General features: G+C 69.1%; 15 protein-coding genes. 7 read left to right on the plus strand and 8 right to left on the minus strand.

The genetic code is table 11. The features are described 5' to 3' along the window. Positions 1-4 precede the first annotated feature (4 nt). A complete protein-coding gene (locus IAG39_RS16395) occupies positions 5-493 on the plus strand; it encodes a DUF2214 domain-containing protein (RefSeq protein WP_118933065.1) in 489 nt (162 codons plus the stop codon). A 43-nt stretch (positions 494-536) separates the two neighbouring features. Here IAG39_RS16395 and IAG39_RS16400 read toward each other — a convergent pair whose 3' ends face one another. Both IAG39_RS16400 and IAG39_RS16405 read right to left on the minus strand, forming a co-directional pair. Continuing rightward, entirely contained in the window at positions 537-1127 is a 591-nt protein-coding gene (locus tag IAG39_RS16400; RefSeq protein WP_118933066.1) for a YceI family protein, read from the minus strand. A gap of 226 nt (positions 1128-1353) precedes the next feature. Next, on the minus strand, positions 1354-1980 hold the full coding sequence (locus IAG39_RS16405) for a glutathione S-transferase family protein (RefSeq protein WP_059376222.1): 627 nt from the start codon (positions 1978-1980) through the stop codon (positions 1354-1356). Positions 1981-2208: 228 nt separating this feature from the next. On the opposite strand from IAG39_RS16405, the gene IAG39_RS16410 reads away from it, so the two are divergent. Beyond that, positions 2209-2616 (plus strand): DUF2946 family protein, encoded by a 408-nt coding sequence (locus IAG39_RS16410; protein WP_059376135.1) that lies wholly within the window; start codon positions 2209-2211, stop codon positions 2614-2616. A gap of 243 nt (positions 2617-2859) precedes the next feature. Continuing rightward, entirely contained in the window at positions 2860-4923 is a 2064-nt protein-coding gene (locus IAG39_RS16415) for a TonB-dependent copper receptor (protein ID WP_118933067.1), read from the plus strand. A 23-nt stretch (positions 4924-4946) separates the two neighbouring features. On the opposite strand, the gene IAG39_RS16420 is transcribed toward IAG39_RS16415, so the two are convergent. From IAG39_RS16420 to IAG39_RS16445, 6 genes are read right to left on the minus strand one after another with little or no spacing between them, the layout of a single operon-like run. Further along, positions 4947-6320: an MmgE/PrpD family protein gene (locus IAG39_RS16420; RefSeq protein ID WP_118933068.1), complete on the minus strand. Its 1374-nt coding sequence runs from the start codon at positions 6318-6320 to the stop codon at positions 4947-4949. Continuing rightward, the gene (locus IAG39_RS16425; RefSeq protein WP_118933069.1) at positions 6317-7219 is read right to left on the minus strand and encodes a polysaccharide deacetylase family protein; all 903 of its coding nucleotides are present in this window, start codon (positions 7217-7219) and stop codon (positions 6317-6319) included. The genes IAG39_RS16420 and IAG39_RS16425 overlap by 4 nt, the downstream gene beginning before the upstream one ends. 28 nt (positions 7220-7247) lie before the next feature. Beyond that, positions 7248-8033, minus strand: coding sequence for an enoyl-CoA hydratase (locus IAG39_RS16430; protein WP_118933070.1), 786 nt, complete (start codon positions 8031-8033; stop codon positions 7248-7250). Further along, a complete protein-coding gene (locus IAG39_RS16435) occupies positions 8030-9226 on the minus strand; it encodes a CaiB/BaiF CoA transferase family protein (protein ID WP_118933071.1) in 1197 nt (398 codons plus the stop codon). The genes IAG39_RS16430 and IAG39_RS16435 overlap by 4 nt, the downstream gene beginning before the upstream one ends. Positions 9227-9240: 14 nt before the next feature. Continuing rightward, entirely contained in the window at positions 9241-10596 is a 1356-nt protein-coding gene (locus IAG39_RS16440; RefSeq protein WP_118933103.1) for an amidase, read from the minus strand. Continuing rightward, positions 10589-10759 carry a hypothetical protein gene (locus IAG39_RS16445; RefSeq protein ID WP_165867867.1) on the minus strand — a complete coding sequence of 57 codons (171 nt, stop codon included), beginning with the start codon at positions 10757-10759 and terminating at the stop codon, positions 10589-10591. Before IAG39_RS16445 ends, IAG39_RS16440 begins: the two co-directional genes overlap by 8 nt. Before the next feature lie 119 nt (positions 10760-10878). Between IAG39_RS16445 and IAG39_RS16450 the strand changes: the two genes are divergently transcribed. The 4 genes from IAG39_RS16450 (at position 10879) to IAG39_RS16465 (ending at position 20446) form a co-directional block, all read left to right on the plus strand. Next, positions 10879-11538 (plus strand): GntR family transcriptional regulator, encoded by a 660-nt coding sequence (locus IAG39_RS16450; RefSeq protein WP_118933072.1) that lies wholly within the window; start codon positions 10879-10881, stop codon positions 11536-11538. Positions 11539-11713: 175 nt separating this feature from the next. Continuing rightward, a complete protein-coding gene (locus IAG39_RS16455) occupies positions 11714-13036 on the plus strand; it encodes an MFS transporter (protein WP_118933073.1) in 1323 nt (440 codons plus the stop codon). Positions 13037-13197: 161 nt separating this feature from the next. Next, positions 13198-13482 (plus strand): hypothetical protein, encoded by a 285-nt coding sequence (locus IAG39_RS16460; RefSeq protein WP_059376157.1) that lies wholly within the window; start codon positions 13198-13200, stop codon positions 13480-13482. A gap of 235 nt (positions 13483-13717) precedes the next feature. Next, complete coding sequence (locus IAG39_RS16465; protein ID WP_118933074.1) at positions 13718-20446, plus strand: autotransporter outer membrane beta-barrel domain-containing protein; 6729 nt, start codon at positions 13718-13720, stop codon at positions 20444-20446. Position 20447: the final 1 nt, after the last annotated feature.

The following is a 20447-nucleotide window of genomic DNA, read 5'->3' on the forward strand; positions in this document are numbered from 1 at the left end:
GGCCATGCCTGAGCTGCTGCGCCTTGCGCTCGAACAGCTTGAGACCCTGCCGCCGTCGATCTGGCTGCGGCGGTGGAGCACGCTGTACCTGCTGGTGAACGCCGCCCACATCGGCGCCATCGGCCTGCTCATAGGCTCCATCGTTCCGCTGGACCTGCGCCTGCTGGGGCTGCTCAAGCCCGGACCGCTGGCTGTGCTGGCGCCCGTGTTCGCCAGGACCGCGGCGGCGGGCTTGGCGCTGGCGGTATTGACGGGCGCCATGCTCTTCAGCGTCCAGCCGCTGGAATACCTGGCGAATCCCGCGTTCGGAATCAAGATGGGCCTGTTGGCCACGGCTGCGGCCAATGCCGTGCTCGCGCGCCGCAGCAAAGCCTGGCAGACGGTGCAGGGCGAAGGCAGGGCGACGGGCGCCATGCGCGTGCGCGCAGGCGCCTCGCTATTTCTATGGCTGGCCTGCCTGGTGGCGGGGCGCTGGATCGGGTTCCTGTCTTAGCAGCCAGGGCCTTGCGCGTGCGGCGATCGCCACGCCCGGGAATTCAGCGCGCGGCGTCGGCCACGGCCTCGACCGTGATGCGCAGTTGCACCTCGTCGCTCACGCCTGGCGCGAACGCATCCACGCCGAAATCGCTGCGCTTGACGACCGTCATGGCGTCAAAGCCGATGGCGGGACGCTGCGCCATCGGATGGATGCCTTGCTTGTTCTGGCGCGCCTGCAACACCACCGGCTTTTCGATGTCCTTGATGCGCAGGACGCCGCTGATGCTGAGATTGCCATTACCGTGGTCGGCCACCGAGGTGCTCTTGAACTGGATCTCCGGATACTTGGCCGCCTGGAAGAACTCGGCGCCTTGCAGCATTTCGTCCAGCTTGGGCACGTGCGACGTCAGGCGCGCCACCGGCACGCGCAGGTCGACGGCCGACTTCGCGGGTTGAGCGGCGTCGTAGCGGATGACGCCCGTCACGGCCCCGGCATGCGCGGTGGGCTTGGAGAAACCCAGGTGGTCCCAAGTCACCACGACTTCCGTGTGTTCCGGGTCGATCTGGTAGTCCACGGGCGCGGCGTGCGCCGGCAGGCTGCCCAAGGCCAGCAGCGAGGCGGCCAGAAATGCTGCGTAGGTGTGCTTCATTCGATTCTCGGTATGTTTGGCGTCTGGAGGAGCCAGGACGCGCATTCCGTCAGCCCGCCAGCTTAAAACGCGCTGACAGCAACGGCACGGAAGAAGGATAGGAAAGGATGCAATACCGCGCTAGTCCGCCGAAACTGACTGCAGCGTTCCAGTTTTGATGCCAATCAAACCGATACGATAAGTGGCAGTGCTGGCCGGGCCTCGCGCGCCGGCCAGCCCGCCGCCTTCAGGAAGCCTGGGCTTCGGCCCGTGCGCGCTGCACGGCGGGTCTTGCCGCGACCCGGGCCAGATAGGCCGCGAGCTTGGGGAACTGCGCAAGGTCGACGCCGTCGCCCTCCAACCAGCTGCCTATCGTAAAGAGATAGCCGTCGACCACGCTGTAGCGCTCGCCCGCAGCCCAGGGACCGACAATCTGCGATTCCAGATAGGCGGCGCAGGCGGTCATGGTCTGCGGCACCTTGGCCTGCATGGCGGCGTGCGCGGCCGGATCGTCGGCCCAGCGCGCGCCGCGGCGCTTGTGCGCGTGGGCCACGTGGGCGGTGGACGCCAGATAGCTCGCCAGCTCCTGCATGCGCGCGAAGGCGAAGGGATCGTCGACCGGCGCCAGCTGCGCGGCCGGAAAGCTCTGCGCCACGAAGGCGAGCAGGGCAGGGGTCTCGGTCAGCACGCCGTGCTCGGTCGCCAGCGCCGGCACGCGGCCCTTGGGATTGACGCGCAGGTACTCGGGGCTCTGCTGCTGCCCGGCGCCCATGTCGAGCTTGACCAGGTCGAAATCGGCGCCCGCTTCATGCAAGGCGATATGCGTCGCCAGCGCACAGGTGCCAGGGGCTGAGTAAAAAGTCCAACGGGACATCCGCATCCTCTACTTTCTATGGTTGAAAAGCCAAGTCGCCGCAACGGGCTGCCGGCTACAGGGTAGCCCGATCACTTGCCTGCGCCAAGTTTGGCGGCGACGCGCAAGAAGCGGCGGCATTGTCTGATCTACATCAGGCGGCAATCCGAATTGGCTGCGCGTTGCCATTCGTCCACGGCATCTGCTCCGTCTTGCGTGATAGCATCTGCGCCGATAAGGAACCGCCGAATGCACGCATCTGCCCATGCCCGTAGACGTTGGGTCGCGCTGGTCGCGATGGCCCTGTTCGTCTTCCAGGCGCTAATCGCGTCTTCGGCGCTCGCGGCCTCGGGCATCGGAACGGGCCAGGCAGGCGTCACCACCATCGTCTGCACGGCCAGCGGCCCGCGCGTGGTGACGCTGGATGCCGATGGGCAAAAGCAGGGTGCGCAGCAGCAGCACAGCGGCGCTTTGCCGCACTGCTGCAGCGCGGGCTGCGCCATGCTGAGCGACGCGCTGCCGCCCGCAATCATCCTGCTGGCCTGGCTCCTGCCAGCCGCAGCCCCCGCAGTCCATCCCCCGGCCGCCGAACCCCACATTGCAAGCGCCTTGACCCGGCTGCCGCAACGGTCGCGCGCGCCGCCGCCATCCGCCTGACCCTCTCCCCAGACTTCAACGACATGCCATCCGCGCAGCCCGTGTTTCCGCGGGCCTGAGCGCTTGCGCCAGCGTCATCGGCGCGCAGCGGGCCATGGTCCTTTTGCGCCGCGCGGGGAGGGTCCCCCTTTCGTCACGCCCATGCGCAGACTGCGCGCTCCTGTCACGCCTTCCTTAAGGGGAGACGGCCGCGCCGCCCGTCTGCGCCTGCCATCGCACGTTCCCGATCGACAGACACCAGACATGACCATTAACCAAGAATTCCTGCGCCTGAGTTGCCTGGCCGCCGCAGTGGCCGCCTCATTTCCCGCCTGGCCCCAAGCCGCCGGCACGCCCGACGTCTACACCACCGATCCCGTGGTCATCACGGGCGTAGAACCCAGCGCGCCGTTGACCTTCACCACGGATCCCAAGATCCCGCGCCAGCCGCTGCCGGCCAGCGACGGGACCGACTATCTGAAGACGATTCCCGGCTTCTCGGCCATCCGCAATGGCGGCACCAACGGCGATCCCGTGCTGCGGGGCATGTTCGGCTCGCGCCTGAATCTGCTGACCAACGGCACGTCCATGCCAGGCGCCTGCCCGGCGCGCATGGACGCGCCCAGTTCCTATATCTCGCCCGAGAACTTCGACCAGCTCACGGTCATCAAGGGGCCGCAGACGGTGCTGTGGGGACCCGGCGCGTCCGCCGGCACGGTCAAGTTCGACCGCGACACGCCTCGCTTCACGGCGGCCGGCGTGCGATTCGACGGCAGCCTGACGGGCGGCTCGTTCGGCCGCAACGACCAGGCCGCCGATCTGACCTTGGGCAACGACAAGGTCTACACGCGCATCACCGCCAACCATTCCCACTCCCAGGACTACAAGGACGGCGACGGCAACACCGTGCCTTCGCGCTGGGACAAGTGGAACGCCGACCTGACCCTGGGCTACACGCCTGACGCCGACACGCTGTACGAACTGACCGCGGGCACGGGCGATGGCGAAGCGCGCTATGCCGGCCGCGGCATGGACGGCTCCCAGTTCAAGCGCGAGAGCTTCGGCCTGCGTTTCGAGAAGCGCAACCTGGGGCCCGTGCTGGGCAAGGTCGAAGCGCAGCTGTACTACAACTACGCCGACCATGTGATGGACAACTACACGCTGCGCGCGCCGGACCCCATGAGCGCCATGCCCATGGCCATGGCGGCCGACGTGGACCGCGCGACCTGGGGCGGCCGCTACGCCGGCACCTGGGAACTTTCGCCGGATGTCAGCCTGGTCACCGGCCTGGATTTCCAGCAGAGCCGCCATCGCTCGCGCAGCGGCACCGACACGGTGCCGTACAGCAGCCAGAGCTGGGTCAAGGACGCCGACTTTTCCAACACCGGGTTGTTCGGCGAACTGACCTGGCGCGCCGCGCAGGACAGCCGCGTCATCGGCGGGGCGCGGATCGACTGGGCCTCGGCCAAGGACTTCCGCCAGGGCACAGGCTCGATGATGATGCCCATGCCCAATCCCACTGCGGATGAACGCCGCAAGGACACGCTGCCCAGCGGCTTCCTGCGATATGAGCAGGATCTGGCCACGCTGCCGGCCACGGTCTATGTGGGCCTGGGCCACGTCGAGCGCTTCCCCGATTACTGGGAGCTGTTCTCTCCGGACCAGGGGCCTGCCGGGTCCGTCAACGCCTTCCAGGGGGTGAAGCCCGAGAAAACCACCCAGCTGGATTTCGGCGCGCAGTATAAGACCGAAGCACTGGACGCCTGGTTCTCAGGCTACGCGGGTTACGTCAATGACTTCATCCTGTTCAGCTACACCTCGGGCGGCATGATGGGTCCGGCGTCGCAGGCCAGCAATGTCGATGCGCGCATTGCTGGCGGCGAACTCGGCGTCTCATACAAGCCCGCGCCCGCGTGGAAGCTGGGAGCCACGCTCGCGTATGCCTGGGGCGAGAACCGCAGCGACGGCAGGGCGCTGCCGCAGATGCCGCCGCTGGAGGCCAGGCTAAGCGCCGCCTACGATGACGGCACCTGGTCGGCCGGGGCGCTGTGGCGCATCGTGGCCGCGCAAAGGCGCTACGCCTTGAACGAGGGCAACGTCGTGGGCAAGGACTTCGGCCCAAGCGCGGGCTTCGGCGTTTTCTCCGTCAACGGCGGCTACGCGGTCAACAAGCAGGTCCGCCTGTCGCTGGGTGTGGACAATCTGTTCAACAAGACCTACAGCGAACACTTGAACCTGGCCGGAAATGCGGGTTTCGGCTATGCCGCCAACACCGCAGTCAATGAACCGGGCCGCACCGTCTGGGCGCGCGTGAGCTTCAAGTACTGACGCGCCCAGTCCGGTATACGCGGTTAGGACGGGCGCCCAGTCGTCAGCAGGCGGACGATGGCGCGCAGGTCCTGTTCGGCCTCCAGTCCACGCAGCCGTCGCGCCAGCTCCCGTGTCTGGGCGGCGGGCAAGGGCGGCTGCGCGGACGCGCAGCAGGCCTCGAACTTGGCGTCCTGTTCCGCCACGCCCAGGGGGCGTTCCGGGCTGCCAGGAAAGGCCGGCATGTCGACCGTGAATTCGCGGCCGTCCTTCAGCCGCAATTCGACGCGCTGGGGGCTCATAGCGTTGGGGTCCGGATTGCCGTCATCCAGCACCTGAACGCGCGCGGCCAGTTCGAAAGTCCTGGCCTCGGACAGCGCGTCGGGATCGAAGTCGGGTATGCCGACCCGGCCGCGTAGCAGGGCCGTGGCGATGGCATAGCCCATGCAGAGCCGGGCGGTGGCGGAATCCATGCCCTGGTGGGCCGGCCGTCCCACCAGGCGCACGATCAGCGACGACGCGCGGACCGTGATCCGGTCCACGTCCCCCGGCTGCAGCGCATGAACGCGCATGAGGTCCAGCACGGCGCCGATGCCGCTATGGGTGGCCCGGCCGGTCGGGTAGGGCTTGTGGCTCATGCGGCTGATCTGGAACACCCGGCCCACGTCCGCGCGGACCGCGTCCCAGTCGGCCTGGCCGGCGTCGTACAGCGCGAAGTAGCCATAAGGGCCTTCCAGGATGTCGCGCGGACCGGGGAAGCCCGCGCGCGCCAGTTCGAAGGCCGTAACCGCCGCCCTGGCGTTCAGGCCGACCTGCAGGCCGACCGCGGGAGAGCCTTCGATATGCGCCTGCATGGTGCCGGAGAGATGGCTGTACGCCAGCCCCAGCGCATCGCGCGTGGCGCTCTCATCCAGCCGGCCAAGCTTGCACAGCGTAGCCGTGGCGCCCAGGCCGCCGCACATGGCCGGCCGGAAAAAGCGCATGGGCGCGCGCTGGGCCAGCGCGACGTAGATGGCGAAGTCCAATCCGGCGGCGACCGCCGTGATCAACCGGGGACCGTCGACGCCGCCTTCGCGTTCGGCGTAGCCCAGCGCCGCCGGCACGATGCAGGCAAACGCGTGCACCACGGCCTGGTCGTGGATCGCGTCGAACTCCTGATTGAAGACCTGGTATGCGTTCAGCATGACTGCGCTGGCAAGGGGCAGCTGCTCGCCGCTGCCCCAGACGGTTGCTTCCGCGCCCTGGCCCAGGGCCTGGGCCGCCTGGCGCAGCGAGGGCATGCGGGGATGGCGCGAGCCGGACAGACCGACGCCGACCGCATCCAGAATGAAAGTCTTGGCCGCGTCCACCGCCGTTGCCGGCAGGTGCTCGTATTGGGTGCGCAGCAAATGCGCGACCAGGGTATCGATGGCGTTCATGCGGCGGCTCCGTCGAGCTGGGCGGGAACCTGGCCCGCATACCAGTCATACATCGCGGCGCCGGTGACGAAGGTGGTCATCGGGTGCTTTTGCAGCAGGTCCAGCATGGCCAGCAGGTCGGCGTAGCGGTGCGGCACGCCCATCAGGTGGGGATGCAACCCCAGCGTGAGGACGCGCGGACGGCCTGCGGTGCGGGCCTCGTCGGCGTACAGGTCCAGCGTGCGCTCGAGGCGCCGGCCGAACTCTCCGGTGGCATGCTTTTCCACGGCGTGGATGACTGAATCGTTCAGCTCCAGCGCATAGGGCAGCGCCAGCAGGGGCTTGCCGGCGGTCCGCATCCAGTTGGGCAGATCGTCCAGGCACCAGTCGAACAGGTAGTCGATGCCGGCCTGGGCCAGTAGATCCGGCGTATCCCGCGTCTCGCGCAGGCCCGGCGAGAGCCAGCCGCGCGGCCGGCGGCCGCTGAAGCGCTCGATCCGGTCCAGCGCCGCCGCGATGGTGCGGGCCTGGCCGTCGCCGTCCTCTTGCGACAGCGCGCGCTGGTGGATGCCGTGGCCGATGAATTCCCAGCCGGCCTCCAGCAGCGCCTGGGCCGCCTCGGGGTAGGCATCGATGACGGAGGCGTTCAGGCTGGCCGAGGCAGGCAGGCCACGGCCGCGGATGGCGTCGATGAGCCGCGGCAGCCCGCAGCGCAGGCCGTACTCGGCCCAGCTGTAGTTGGGCACGTCCGGCACCGTCTCGCGCCCATGCGGCGCGGTCAGCAAGGTGCGGGGCATGGGCTGGTCGAACGGCCAGTGCTCCACATTGACGACCAGGTGCACCAGGATGGCCCGGCCGTCCAGCGCCGCCAGGGGCGGGCGCTGGCTGGAAAGCATGAAAGGAATGCGTGGATTGTTCATGGCATCTTGCTCATGGTTCAAAGACGGCTCAGCGGCCAAGGAAGACCGGATCGCGTTTCTCGGCGAACGCCCGCCGGCCTTCGGCGTAGTCCTCGCTGGCGAAGCACTGGGCCACCAGCGCGTCGATCGCATCGAGCTGCGCGGGCGCGGGCGGATTCATGGTCGCCAGTATGGCCGCCTTTGCCGCGCGCAGGGAGAGGGGCGCATTGGCGGCGATGGCGCGCACCCGGGCCTGCGTCTGGCGAACGAAATCGTCGTCGGCGTACCGTTCGTGGACCAGGCCGCGGCGTTCGGCCTGCTCGGCGTCAAGGATGCGGGCGGTATAGAACAGATCGAACGCGGATGCCGCGCCGACCACGCCTGCCAGCCTGCGCATGTCGGCATAGGAGTAGCCCAGCCCCAGTCTTGCCGCCGGCATGCGGAAGCGGGCGCTGGCGCTGGCATAGCGCAGGTCGCAAGCCAGCGCCAGGCCGATGCCGCCGCCCATGCAGGCGCCTTGTATCAGCGCGACCGTAGGCGCGGGGAAGTCCGCCAGCAGCTGCTGCGCATCGGCCACCGCCTGGTTGTACCGGGCGACCGCGGCCGCGCCGTCGCGAGCCTGGTCAAACTCGCTGATGTCGGCCCCGGACACGAAGGCCCGGCCACCGGCGCCGGTCAGCGCCAGCACCCGGACCTCGGCGCCTTCGAGCTCACGCAGCGCCGCGGCCAGTTGCTGCCACATGGCCAGCGTCATCGCATTGCGCCGTTCCGGATGGCAGACCGTCAGGGTTGCGATGCCGTCCTGGAAATCCAACTGGATCTGGCCGCCGCTCATACCACGCCCTCTTCATACAGGCGCTCGACGTCGCCCGTGGCATAGCCCAACTCCGCCAGCATCTCGCGGGTGTGTTCGCCCCAGCCGGGGGCGGGCCTCGCGATATGGGCGGGCGTGCGCGTCAAGGCCACGGGCTGCGAGATCACGCGGTATTCGTGCCCGGTCTCGTCCGCAACCCTCTGCGCCACGCCCAGATGGCGCACCTGTTCGTCCTCGAATACCTGCGGAATGCTGTAGACCGGGCCTGCCGGCACGCCGGCGCGGTTCAGCAGCCCGACCCAGTGCGCGACGCCCTGCTGGCGGAAGCGCTGCGCCAGGGATGCGTTGAGCGCGGCCCGGTTGGCCACGCGCAGCTTCTCGGTCGCATAGCGCGGGTCCTCCAGCCATTGCGGCGCGTCCAGGCACTCGCACAGGCGGCGCCAGTTGCCTTCGCCGGACGCGCCCAGGTTGAACGCGCCGTCGCTGGCCTCGAACAACCCCATCGGACTGCTGGTCGGATGGTCGTTGCCCGCCTGCACCGGCGTGTCGCCGTCGTTCAGATAGCGCGCCGCCTGGAAGTCCATCAGCGCGATCTGCGTATGCAGCAGGGAACTGTGGACCCATTGGCCCGCGCCGGAGTGTTCACGCTCCAGCAGGGCCAGCAGGATGCCGACCGCGGCATAGATGCCCGTGCCGCAATCGGCGACCGCGAGTCCGGCGCGCAGCGGACCGCCGCCGGCAAAGCCCGTGACCGACATGAGCCCGCCCATGCCCTGGATGATCTGGTCAAAGCCCGGCCGGTCCGCATAGGGACCGTCCTGCCCAAAGCCGGAAATGCTGGCCAGGATGATGCGGGGATTGATGGCGCGCAGGGCGTCGTAGTCCACGCCCAGGCGCGTCTTGACGTCGGGGCGCCAGTTCTCGACCACCACGTCGGCCGTGGCCACCAGTTGCTTGAACACGGCCAGGCCTTCGGGCTTCTTCAGGTTCAGCGTCATCGACCGCTTGTTGCGGTTCAGGTTCTGGAAGTCGCCGCCGGTACGGTCGGCGGCGAACATGGCTTCATTGGGATCGATCCCGGCTGGCGGTTCGATGCGGATCACGTCCGCGCCGAAATCAGCCAGGATGCGCACGCAGGTCGGGCCGGCGCGCACGCGCGAGAGGTCCAGCACGCGAAAGCGCGCAAGAGTGGGGGAGGCATTGATTCTGGCCATGATGAGTCCGTGGATTAGCGTTGCAGGATGGCGGAAAAGGGCAGGGCGAACTGATGCGCGAAGGCCAGCAGCAGCGCTTCGCTGCCGGGCGCGCCGACCGCTTGCACGCAGACGGGGCGGCCTTGCGCATCGATGCCGACGGGCAAGACCAGCGCCGGCAGGCCCAGATAGTTGAGGTAGGCGTGGTGGCGGTGCAGCGCGGCCAGGGCGCGCGGATCGAAGTCGGGGCTGCTGGTAGTGACTGCGGCGCGGTCCGGCACGCCTTGCGGCAGGCAGGGCATGAGCAACAGGTCCGCGTCGGCCAGACAGGTGGCGAGGAAGGCGGCGCGCAATGGCGCGATCTGCGACAAGGCATGGCGATACCAGACCGCCGGCATGGCCCAGCCCGGCAGCGCGATGGCCCGGGTGGCGGGCGCCAGCGAGGCCAATTCATGGCGCGCGCTGTCCGCAAGCGTGACCGCGGCTTCGGCATGCAGCACGATCTGGGCCAGGCGGTTCAAGCGGTCCAGGTCGGGCGCGGGGCGCAAGCCAATGCGATGTGGATCGGGCAGGCCGTGTTCGAATCGCGCCATCACCGCCGCCACGTCGGCGCGCGCCCCGGCGGTCGCCAGCGTCGAGGCCAGCCGCCAACGCCGCGGCCTGGATAGTTCCTGTTCGATCTGCGTGGCGTCCGCAGGCAAGGCGGACGCCGTTGCCGGCGCTGGCAGCAACGCGGCGTAGACGCAGGCCGCATCCAGCGCGCTGCGGCCCATCACGCCCACCGTGTCCAAGGTAGGCGCCAAGGCCGCCACGCCGTCCGCCGGGATCGCCCCTGGCGTCGACTTGAGTCCGACCAGGCCGCAGGTCGCGGCCGGCATGCGCACCGAGCCGGCCGTATCGGTGCCCAGCGTTGCGGGCACCAGGCCCGCCGCCACCGCAACGGCGCAGCCGCTGGACGATCCGCCCACCGCGGCGGCGGCGTCCAGCGGATTGGCCAGCGGTGCGCCGTGCGGGTTTTCGGCTGTCGCGCCGCAGGCGTGCTCGGCCATCGCCAGCGCGCCCAGGTTCAGCGCGCCGTGGTCCTGCAAGCGGCGCAGCGCCGTGGCGATCGGACCCGCGGCTTCGTCGCGCAATGGCCGTCCGCGCCCCGGCGCGTGCATGCCGGTCTGGAACGCATCCTTGTGCGCCAGCGCCACCCCGTCAAGCAGGCAGCCGGAACGCACGGTTGGCGGGGAGGGCTGATAGGTGCGCGTGGCGCAGTGCAAGTCGGCCGCGCGGCGCTGGAACGCCGCAGCCTGGGCCGCGACCAAGGCGGCGCGTGCGCCGGGCGCGGCCTGGGCGTAGTTTTGGCGCATGTCGGCCACGGAGAGATGCAGCAGAGGATCAGGCATCGCCATCCCCGCAGCCCGCGATCTCGGCCTCCACGGCGGCAAGACGCAAAAGCGTGCGAGCGACCGCCGCTTGCGTCTCCACGGGTACCTCCAGGCCATGCGTCTTGCAGGCCAGGGCGACCCAGGCCTGCCATTCCTGCTTGGGCGAGTCTTCCATGCTCATTACCTCCTGCCGCGTTTTGCTCGGTAAAATAAAAGTCTAGTCTCATAAATATATTTATAGAAGTCAAGAAAATACTATGCCTAGCGTGAATTTTCTTCCCCCCTTGACCGGAGTCCGCCATGAAAGCCGCTGAGCGCATCCGCCTGTCCGTCGAAGAGTCCATCCGCGATGGCAGCCTGCTGCCGGGAGATCCGGTCGATGAACAAATGCTGATGCAGACCTACGAGGTCTCCCGCACGCCGGTGCGCGAGGCGCTGCTGCAACTGCAAGCGCAGGGCCTGGTGGCCAGCCTGCCGCGCGGCGGCATGGTGGTGGCGAAGATGGACGTGGCCCAGTTGCTGGCGATGTGGGAACTGCTGGCGGAGCTGGAAGGCATAGGCGCGCGCCTGGCTTGCGAACGCATGACGCCGGCCGAACGCGACGAGCTGGCGGCCATCCATGAACGCGCCGCGGCCGCGGTAAGGCGCGAGGACACCGACGCCTGGCAGGAACACAACCGGCGCTTCCACGATGCCCTGTACCAAGGGGCCCGCAATCCCTATCTGCGCCAGGAGATCCTGCGCATGCGGTCGCGCACCGGCGCCTACCGGCTGCACGCCTTTTCGGCTTTCGGCCGCCTGGCCTCGTCGTGGGAACAGCATGGCCAATTGCTCGAAGCGATCCAGGCGCAGGACCCGGCGCGCGCGGCCGCGGTCATGACCCAGCACATGAGCCCCGGGCAGGGGGCCACCAGCTTCGCGTCCTTTATCGCCGCGCTACCCAAGAACCTGCTGGCCTGAAGACGCGCCGCCGGGGCGTCGCCAGCGGTGCTCACCGCGGGTTAATCCTGATTATTGTATTTTTTCAAAATGGCAAAATATATTTATAGCAGACAAAAACATCTGCTCGCGTGACCTTGCCCCGGTGTCGGCGGGCTAGGGCGCTCCCCTGATCCGCTCCACCGAGGAACCCGCTATGGATGCTGTTTCACCGCAACCCCTCACCGCGCCGGCGCACGGCCCAGCGCCCACCGCCGATTCAGGCCAGATGCACCGCAAGGTCGCCTGGCGCCTCATTCCTTTCCTGATTTTCCTGTTCCTGCTGGCGTGGATCGACCGCGTCAACGTCGGTTTCGCCAAACTGCAGATGCTGCAGGACCTGCGCTTCAGCGAAGCCGTGTACGGTCTGGGGGCGGGCATCTTCTTCATCGGCTACTTCATCTTCGAAGTGCCCAGCAACCTGCTGCTGCAGCGCATCGGCGCGCGCAAGACCCTGGCCCGCATCACCATCCTGTGGGGGCTGACCTCGATGGCGATGGCATTCGTGACCACGCCGACTTCCTTCTATGTCCTGCGCTTTCTGCTCGGCGCCTTCGAAGCGGGCTTCTTCCCCGGCGTCATGCTCTATCTGACGTACTGGATACCGGCAGGCAGGCGAGGGCGCATCAATGGCTGGTTCATGACGTCATTCGGGATCGCCGGCATCGTCGGCGGGCCGATAGCCGGGCTCATCATGAGCGGCATGGACGGCGTGGCGCCGCTGCGCAACTGGCAATGGCTGTTCGTGCTGGAAGGCATTCCATCGGTGATCGCCGGACTGGTGGTGCTGGCCTACCTGCCGGACCGCCCCCAACAGGCGCGCTGGCTCAGCGCGGCGGAGAAGGCCGCGCTGACGGCTGAGCTGGACAGCGAACGCCTGGATCCCGGCAAACATGCCAGCTTCGCCCAGGCTCTGCGCCTGCCGGCCTTGTGGCTGTGCACCGCGGCGTACTTCTGCATCGTCGGCGGCAATGCGACGCTGGCGTTCTGGATGCCTTCCATCGTGCGCGAGCTCGGTGTGCAAGGCGCCCTGAACATAGGCCTGTTGTCGGCCATCCCGTTCATCCTGGGCACGGCCGCGATGGTGATCAACGGCGCGCATTCCGACTCCACCCGTGAACGCCGGCGGCATTGCGCGGGCGCCACTCTGGTCGGCGCGCTGGGCCTGTCCTTGACCGGCGCCTACATCGGCAGCCCCGTGCTGGCGATGGGCGCCTTGAGCATCGCCGCCATCGGCGTGCTTGGCGCGTTCCCCGTCTTCTGGGCCATTCCGGCGGCATTCCTGACAGGCACCGCGGCCGCGGGCGGCATTGCCTTCATCAATTCCGTCGGCAACCTGGCCGGCTTTGCGACGCCCTTCATGATGGGCTGGCTCAAGGAATGGACGGGCGGCGTGGCCGCCGGCCTGTACGTCGTGGCCGGCATGCAGCTTGTCGCCACGGCGGTCGTCGCGCTGACAATGCGCCGGCTCGCGGTCTAGCCTACGGGGGCGGCAGCCGTGCGCAAGATCCGCCGCCGTGTCATCATCGACACAGGCTTCCGGTATCGGCTCGCAGCCAAGCCGGGATAGGCCGTGGGGAGGGACATCGCCCGCGGCAAGGACCAGAACGCCTTTTACATCCAGGTCGGGAGCGCATGGCGATGAAGAGAAACGACGCAACCCCGGAGCTGGAGGCAGGCGCCTCCCAGCTCGGCAACCTGCTGCAATTCCTGGCCTGGATCGCCGAACGGCCGCGCACCTATGCGCAGACCATGGACGCCTGGCGCAGTTCCTGTCCGCGCCTGTCCGCCTGGGAAGACGCGACCGCCAACGGACTCGTGGACATGTCTCGGGACCGGGACGATGCGCGCGCCGAACCGGTCGTCATCCTGACGCCAAAAGGCCGGACCCTGCTGGCGTCGGCCGGCGCCCGTGCACGCCCCTGATACGAAGGGCCGGCTGCCTCGCGCCAACCTTTGCTTACATCTGCTCCCGGGTTCGATGTAACGATGTGGCTTTTTTTGCCGATTTCGTCGAAAAAAAGCGCTGATTCGTCGAAAAAGCGTTGCACCGACCGCGCAGCCTGCGGATTCTAGTGGCGAAACTTTGCCAGTTACTACTGAGCGATGCGTCCAGCTGCCGGACGGGTTCCGCGCTCAGGCCACAAGAATCCGCTCATCCATGAAGCCCCTCTCTCGCCCCACGCGCGGCCACAGCCTGCCTTTCCCTCTGCTGCGGCAGAACACCTTGCGGCTGGCCATCGCGTCCGCGCTGGGCGCCTGCGCCTGGGGCGCGGCGGGCAGCGCGCAGGCCGGCTACGCATGCGCAGGCGGCCCCACCTTGAACGTGCCGTCCGGCAACTACCCAAGCGCCCAGGCCATCTGCGAGGGCGACAGCGGCGTAGACCATGACAACGAAAAGAACGGCCAGAACGGACCGGACGTGTCGGTCACGTCCTCGGGCAACTACAACGCCAACGAGAACCAGACCCGGCTGAACCCAGTGGGCGTGGTCACGGCCATATCGCGCGGCGGCGATGGCGTGGATGAAGGCACGGCAGGCGATGGCGGCCACATCACCGTGTCCAGCAGCGGCGACATCGCGCTCAACGGCACGGCGCTCAGCAACTTCAACAGCCTGATCATGGCAGTCTCGTCCGGCGGCATCGGCGACCCCGCCAACGACAACAACGATTCGAACGGCGGACATGGCGGACTGGGCCAGAACGTGACCGTGACCAATTCCGGCAACCTGACGTTGTCGGGTTCATTGCCCACCCCGCGCCAAGGCTTGTACGGCATCAACGCGCGGGCCGTGGGCGGGGCGGGCGGCGACCAGAACGATCCGACGCTGGAATACGGCGACCAAATCGGCGGCAATGGCGGCAACGCCAGCACGGTCACGGTCAGCAACACCGGCGCCATCAACCTGGGCAGCAGCGCCACAAGGCTGCGCACCTACGCAACCGGCGCGGCCATCTACGCGAATTCCGTGGGCGGCATGGGCGGCTACAACAACGGCAATGCCGGCACGGGCGGCACCGTGCAGGTAACGCACCAGGGCCAGGCCAACAGCTACTGGCAGGTTTTCGACAGCGGCACGGTCTTTGGCATCTATGCGCAAAGCATCGGCGGCGACGGCACCGCGTCGACCGACAACAGCGACAACGGCGGCAACGGCGGCGGCACCTCGGACAGCTGGACCCAGAAGGTGACCGTGGACGTGAACGGCTCGGTGCTGCTGGACGTGGCCGGTTCGGCGGCCGGCGCGACCGTGCAGGGCGCCGGCGTCGCCGCCCGCGCCATCGGCGGCAAGGGCGGCAAAGGCCCGGACAAGGACCATTCCGGCGGCAATGGCGGCGCGGGCGGTGCGGTCGCGATCAATCTTTACCAGGGCGGCAGCGTTGCGACCCGCGGCGATAACCTGCCCGGACTGGCGGCGCAAAGCCTGGGCGGGCAGGGCGGCGACGGCACCGACAGCACCAAGCTGGCCGGGCAGGGCGGGGGCGGCGGATTCGGCGGCAACGCCAGCGCCGTCACCGTCTCCACCGCCAGCGGCAGCGCCATCAGCACCACGGGCAAGTTTTCCACCGGCATCGTGGCGCAATCGGTCGGCGGCGGCGGCGGCACGGGCAGCGACTTCGTGTCGGTGCTGGGCGGCCAGGGAGGCAACGGCGGCAATGGCGGCAACGCCGGCGCGGTCAATGTCGCGACCGCCGGCACGGTCACCACCGGCGGCGACCACGCCTACGGCGCGCTGGCCCAGTCCATCGCCGGCAGCGGCGGGGCAGGCGGTGCGGACACGGCCGAACTGGTTTCCCTGGGCGGGGACGGCGCAGGCGGCGGCGCGGCCAGCCAGGTCACCATGAGCAACAGCGGGTCCATCGCCACCTCGGGCTACAGTTCGCACGGCATGATCGGCCAGTCCATCGGCGGCGGCGGCGGCGCTTCCGGCAGCGCGACCGGCCTGCTGAGCGTGGGCGGCAGTTCGGCCGGGGCCACCGGATCCTCCGGCAGCACGGTGGTCATGGGCAATACCGGCTCCATCTCGACGGCCGGCAACGCCGCCATCGGCATGGTGGCCCAGTCCATCGGCGGCGGCGGGGGCAGCGGCGGCGACAGTATCGGCGTGCTGGGCGTGGGCGGTGGCGGCGCCGGGGGCGGCGCGGGCGGCAACGTCATCATCCAGGACCTGGGCTCGATCCAGACCGCCGGCCAGTTCGGCGCGGGCGTGCTGGCCCAATCCGTGGGCGGCGGGGGCGGCAACGGCGGCGATACCTTCACCGCATCGGTGGGCGTATCGGTGGCGATCGGCGGCAGCGCCAGCGGCGGCGGCAACGGCGGCACGGTCTGCATGAGCAACCAGGGCGGCTGCGACGGCACGCTGACGTACTCCACCTCGAACATCGCCACCCATGGCAACTACGCGCCCGGCATCATCGCGCAAAGCGTCGGCGGGGGCGGCGGCACGGGCGGCAGCGTCAAGAACGCCAGCGTGGCGTCCTTCGCGGCCTTGCAACTGGGCGGCAGCGGCGGCGCCGGCGGCAATGCCGCCGAGGTCAAGGTGGGTTACAGCAACCTCAACATCAGCACCGGCGGCTCGCACTCGGCCGGCATCCTCGCCCAGTCCATCGGCGGAGGCGGCGGCAACGGCGGCGACGCCAGCTATTACGACGTGACGGTCGGTTTCAACGCGGCGGTGGTGCTGGGCGGCAGCGGCGGCTCGGGCGGCGCCGGCCAGTCCTCCATCGTGAACCTGAGCGGTTCGCACGTCGCCACGGGCATGGACTACGCCAGCCCGAACATCGATCCCGCCACTTATGCGCCCAACGATTCGTTCGGCATCCTGGCGCAGACCATAGGCGGAGGCGGCGGCAATGGCGGCAGTTCCAGCGCCAGCGACCTGGTGGTGGCGGTGCCCACCGGCGAGGGCGCATCCCTGGCGTTCAACTTCGAAGCCGCGGTGGGCGGCAGCGGCGGGGCGGGCGGCAGCGCCTGCCCGCCGGGAGACGCGGCGTGCGTCACCCAGATCAACCTCAGCAACGGCTCCACGGTCGCCACCCTGGGCGACGGCTCCCACGCCGTGATGGCGCAATCCATAGGCGGAGGCGGCGGCAATGGCGGCGATTCGTCCGTGCTGTCCACCGTGCTGGGCGATGCGACCACGATCTCGCTGTCCGCGGGCATGACACTGGGCGGTTCCGGCTCGGCAGGCGGCGACGGCGGCGCGGTGGGCGTGAGCCTGGGCGATGCCAACGGCGCCTATGTCGCCATGCCGCCGTCGTTGCTGACCCCGCCCGGCGTGCGCGTGCCGCCGGCGTCCACCATCGTGACCTATGGCGACTACGCCAACGGCGTGCTGGCGCAATCCATAGGCGGAGGTGGCGGCAATGGCGGGGTCGGCAGCAGCAATGCCTACACCCACGGCGGGCCCACCAACGTCAAGCTGACCCTGGCCCTGGGCGGCACCGGCGGCTCGGGCGGCACCGGCGGCAATGTGGACGTGACGCTGAACCCCAACTTCGCCATCCGCACGCTGGGCTCGGGTTCGCGCGGCATCGTGGCGCAGTCCATCGGCGGCGGCGGCGGTGCCTCGCAGGGTGGCACGCTGAACGTGGCCGGCAGCGCCGAGGAACGGCCGTCCGCCCGCCTTCAGGTGGGCCTGGGCGCCACGGGCGGTTCCGGCGCCACCGGCGGCAGCATCGCCGCGGTCTTGCTCGGCGCCATCCGCACCGAAGGCGGCGATGCCGACGGCGTGCTGCTGCAATCGATCGGCGGCGGCGGCGGTCTGGGCGGATCGCTGGGCGCCGACGCCTCGTCCTATCCCATCCTGGACCGCATCGGCAATCACAGCGACAACAAGGAACGGCTCGACGACGAAAACAGCACTTATCAATTCGGCGTGGACGTGGGCGGCACCGGGGGCACGGGCGGCCATGGCGGCAACGTCACCGTGAACTACGCCGGCAAGATCGCCACCGCCGGCGACTGGGCCGACGGCCTGGTCGCCCAATCCATAGGCGGGGGCGGCGGCGTGGGCGGATCATCCAGCGCCTCGGGCAGCAAGATCAAGGCCAACGCGATCATCGGCGTGGGCGGCAGCGGCGGCGCGGGCGGCAACGGCGGCGCCCTGAGCTTCTTCTTCGACGACGACCATGGCAACAGCATCGCCACAACCGGCTACAACGCCTACGGCGTGCTGCTGCAATCGATCGGCGGGGGTGGCGGGCAGGGCGGCGACGGTTCCGATCAGGCCCAAGGCACCATCACCGTCGGCGCCTCCTTCGGCGGAACCGGCGGCGTGGCCGGCGACGGCGGCGGCATCCTGACCTCTGGCGGCGGCAGTTGGCTGAACGTCCAGACCACGGGCGACGACTCCCCGGCGCTGGCGATGCAGTCGATCGGCGGCGGCGGCGGCACGGCCGGCGCGGGCAACAGCAGCTCCAAGCTGCAGCAGGACAGCCATTCCATGAGCGTCGCGGTGGGCGGCAACGGCGGCTTGTCCGGCTCGGGCGGCAACATCGATGTCGCTACCGGCATCGCCGCCACCACGCAAGGGGCGCGCGCCTACGGCGTGCTGGCGCAATCGATCGGCGGCGGCGGCGGCCTGGGCGGCGCGGGCGACGCCAGCAATCTGGCCAGCGTGTCGCTGGGCGGGCGCGGCGGCGCGGCCGGCGATGGCGGAACCGTGACCTTGACCTTGAATGCCGGCGGCCACATCAGCACCAGTGGCGCGGGCTCGCATGGCCTGATCGCCCAGTCCATCGGGGGCGGCGGAGGCATCGCGGGCGACACCAGCAAGGGGCTGCAATTGGGTTCGGGCGGTTGGACCCCAAGCGGCGGGCAGACGGGCGGCAGCGGCAGCGGCGGAACGGTCGCTCTCAATGTCGCCAGCAATATCGAAACCCACGGCGCCTACGCCTTCGGCGTAATCGCCCAATCCATCGGCGGCGGGGGCGGGCTGGGCGGCAATGCCGCTGGCGGCTTCGCCGGCAGCACGGCAGGCGCCGGCAGCACGGGATCAGGCGGGAACGTCACGCTGACGCAAAGCGGCAGCATCGCCGCGACCGGCGCCGGCGCCACCGGCATCTTTGCGCAAAGCGCCGGTCCGCAAGGGGCGGGCCAGGTGGCCGTCACCGTCGACGGTTCGGTCAGCGGCGGCACCGGCGCGGGCGCCTACGGCGTCTGGATCGTGGGCGACCAGCAGAACACGCTGACCGTGGGCTCGGCGGGCATGATCGCGGCCGGCGCCGGCGGCAGCGCGGTGCGCTACGACGGCGCCACCCTGCAGCAGGCCAAGACCGTGAGCTTCCCGGCCAGCGCCCCCAGCGCCAGCCTGTCCATCAACAATGCGGGGACCGTCCTCGGCAACATCGAATGCGGCGGCGGCGCGGGCGGCATCGCCTGCAATGTCTGGAACGCCGCCAGCGGCACCCTGAGCGACGCCACGCTCTATCAGGCCAACATCGACAACGCGGGTGTCGTGGCCATAGGCAGGACCGGCGCCTTCGACACGCTCACGGTCGCGGGGAATTTCAACCTGCGGGCCGGCGGCCTGCTGCAGGCTGACGTGGACTTCGCCAACCTCAAATCGCCGAGCATGGTGGTGCAGGGCGATACCCGCCTGGACGGCCAGGTCAATGTCCAGCCCATCACCTTGCTGCCCGATCACGAAGTCACCGTGGCGACGCTGCAAGGCGATGTGCAAGGCAGTCCCGTTGCCAAGGACAGCCCGGTGATCGACTACGACGCCAGGCTGGACGGCAAGAACGTGCGCGTGCGCGCCGCGCAGGCCGACTTCGCCGCGCCGTCCATGCAATTGGCCGCCAACCAGCGCTCGGTCGCGAGTCATCTGCAAGGCGCCTGGAACCTGGGCGGCAATGCCGCCATGGCGTCCTTGTTCGCGGCGCTGGACATGGCCTCCCGCGAAAGCGCCGACACCTATTCGAACCGGCTGTCCGACCTGTCGGCCGGCGTCACCGTGGCGCCCGCCGCGCAGATGCAGGCCAGCATGGCGCGCTTTACCGGCGCCATGATGTCGTGCCCGGCATTCCAGGGCGGCGACGCGCTGACCGGCGAACAGGATTGCCTGTGGGGCCAGGTGTCCGGCATCAATACCAACCAGGACGGCGACGGCGGCGTCTCCGGTTTTTCGTTCGATGGCGTCACCTACCAGTTGGGCGGCCAGCGCCAGGTCAGCCCGGGCTGGTTCCTGGGCGGCTCCGTCGCCTACCAGAACAGCCATCTGAGCGGCGACGATGGACGGGTCAGCGGCAAGGGCGACAGCGGCTATGCCGGCGTGGTGGTCAAGCGCGAAGCCGGGCCCTGGACCCTGTCCGCGGCCCTGGGCGGCGGCTATGGCCAATACGATATCAACCGCAGCATCCGCATCCCCGGCATGCAGAGCACGGCCGACGCGGACCTGGACGTCTATGGCGCGGCCTTGCGCCTGCGCATCGCCCGCACCTATGCCGCGGAACACGTCTACCTGAAACCCTATGTGGATCTGGACGCGTCCTACACCCATATGCCCGGCTACAGCGAATCCCGCGACGCCCTGCATCTGGACGTGGAAAGCAGCAACCAGTTCGTCATGGCCCTGTCGCCGACGCTGGAGCTGGGCGGCAAGGTGGCGCTGAAGAACGGCGCGACCATGCGCCCCTACATGTATGGCGGCGTGTCGTTCCTGTCCAAGAACGAGTACACGGTCAAGTCGCGCTTGCAGGGCGCGCCGACAGGCTCCGGCGCCTTCGACACCTCGGTGCCCATGGACGACGTCATCGGCCGCATCGGCGCGGGCCTGCAGGTGTCGAACGCCGGCGGCCTGGACTTCCGGCTGCAGTACGACGGCGACTTTTCGTCCCACATACAAAGCCATCGCGGCACGTTGAAGGTGATGGTGCCGTTCTGAC

This window comes from Achromobacter xylosoxidans (genome assembly GCF_014490035.1).
Taxonomy (GTDB): domain Bacteria; phylum Pseudomonadota; class Gammaproteobacteria; order Burkholderiales; family Burkholderiaceae_B; genus Achromobacter; species Achromobacter bronchisepticus_A.